This is a genomic window from Leisingera sp. F5, from assembly GCF_001593695.1.
In genome coordinates this window covers 1-1,530 of the sequence record NZ_LUKH01000875.1, presented here as the reverse complement: position 1 = coordinate 1,530, position 1,530 = coordinate 1, and the positions used below count along the sequence as shown (strand labels likewise).

The 1,530-nt window shown below is 61.4% G+C and carries 2 protein-coding genes and 1 pseudogene; all 3 read left to right on the top strand.

Annotation, left to right across the window (positions count from 1 at the left end):
• Positions 1-24: 24 nt before the first annotated feature.
• Positions 25-207, top strand: a pseudogene (locus tag A2I95_RS42715) (AMP-binding protein); the annotation flags it as partial.
• Positions 208-273: 66 nt separating this feature from the next.
• Complete coding sequence (locus tag A2I95_RS36975) at positions 274-819, top strand: hypothetical protein (RefSeq protein WP_367153204.1); 546 nt, start codon at positions 274-276, stop codon at positions 817-819.
• 116 nt (positions 820-935) lie between these two features.
• On the top strand, positions 936-1,530 hold a 595-nt coding region (locus A2I95_RS36970; protein ID WP_291737454.1), incomplete at its 3' end, for an alpha/beta hydrolase.

Genomic DNA, 1,530 nt, shown 5'->3' with positions numbered 1-1,530 from the left:
GCTTCGGGTGTGACCATTGTCGAGGGTTATGGCTTGACCGAGGCGACCTGCCTGGTTTCCTGCAACCCTCCGGGCGGTGAAAAGAAGGTTGGCTCGGTTGGGATCCCGCTCCCCTATACGGACGTGCGGATCATCAAGCAGACCGCGGATGGCCCGCTGGAATGCGGTGCCGATGAGGTGGGGGAAATCTGCATTTCCAACCCCGGCGTTTACCCTGGCAACACCTATACCGAAGCTGACAAAAACGCAGACCTCTATTATCAGAACAAATACTTGCGCACCGGCGACCTGGGGCGGATCGACGAAGATGGCTACCTGTGGATCACCGGGCGCGCCAAGGATCTGATCATCCGCGGCGGCCACAACATCGACCCGGCGGAGATCGAAGAAGCTCTGTTGGGGCATGAAGCGGTGGCATTTGCCGGTGCAATCGGCCAGCCGGATGCCCATTCGGGCGAGCTGCCATGCGCCTTTGTTGAACTGGTGGGCGGCGCCTCGGTCAGCGAGGAGGAACTGCTGGAATACTGCAAGATCCATGTGCATGAACGCGCGGCGATCCCCAAGCATCTGACGGTGCTGGATGAGCTGCCGAAAACCGCCGTGGGCAAAGTGTTCAAGCCGGATCTGCGCAAACATGCGATCACCCGTGTTTACAACGGTTCGCTGGAAAAGGCCGGACTGGCCGCGCGGGTTGTCAGCGTGATTGATGACAAGAAGCGCGGTCTGGTGGCTCAGGTGGCGGCCAATGGCAGTGCGGAGCCTGAAATCTCCGGTGTTCTGGATAATTTCACCCGGCCCTGGGAGCCGGCGGCGGCCTGAACCGGCCGGCAAACGTGAGATAAAGGGCGCCCTCAGGGGCGCTTTTTCATTCAGGCATTCCATTTGCGGGAATCTCTGCCTAGGCTCTGAAAACAGGCACGCAGGGAGGCTCGCGGATGGATTATGAACGGCTGATCGACGAGGAGACCTGGGACTTCATTCAGAAGACCGGGGAGCTTTATCCCGATGATGCCGTTGAGATGTCCATTGAGGAGCAGCGCCGGATCTACGATTGCATGGCACGCGAGTTCCGGGTGCCGCGTCCGGATGTGGTCTCGGTCACGGACACCTCGGCCAATGGTGTGCCGGTCCGGGTCTATACCGCAGGCGATCCGACCCGCACGGTGCTGTTCTGCCATGGCGGCGGGTTTGTGGTTGGCGGATTGGACAGCCACGACGATGTCTGCGCCGAGATCTGCGCCCAGACCGGTTACCGGGTGGTGGCCGTGGATTACCGCCTGGCACCTGAACACAAGCACCCGGCCAGTTTCGAGGATGCCTGGACCGCTTTGGAGTGGGTGGAGGCGGCTTATGGCAAGGGTATTGTCCTGACGGGCGACAGCGCCGGTGCGAATCTTTGCGCTGCGGTTGCCCACCATGCCCGGGGCCGGACGGAAGCGATCCTGGGGCAGGTGCTGATCTATGGCGCCTTTGGCGGCGATGTGAACCAGGGGTCCTATATCGAACACGCCCAGGCACCGATGCTGACCC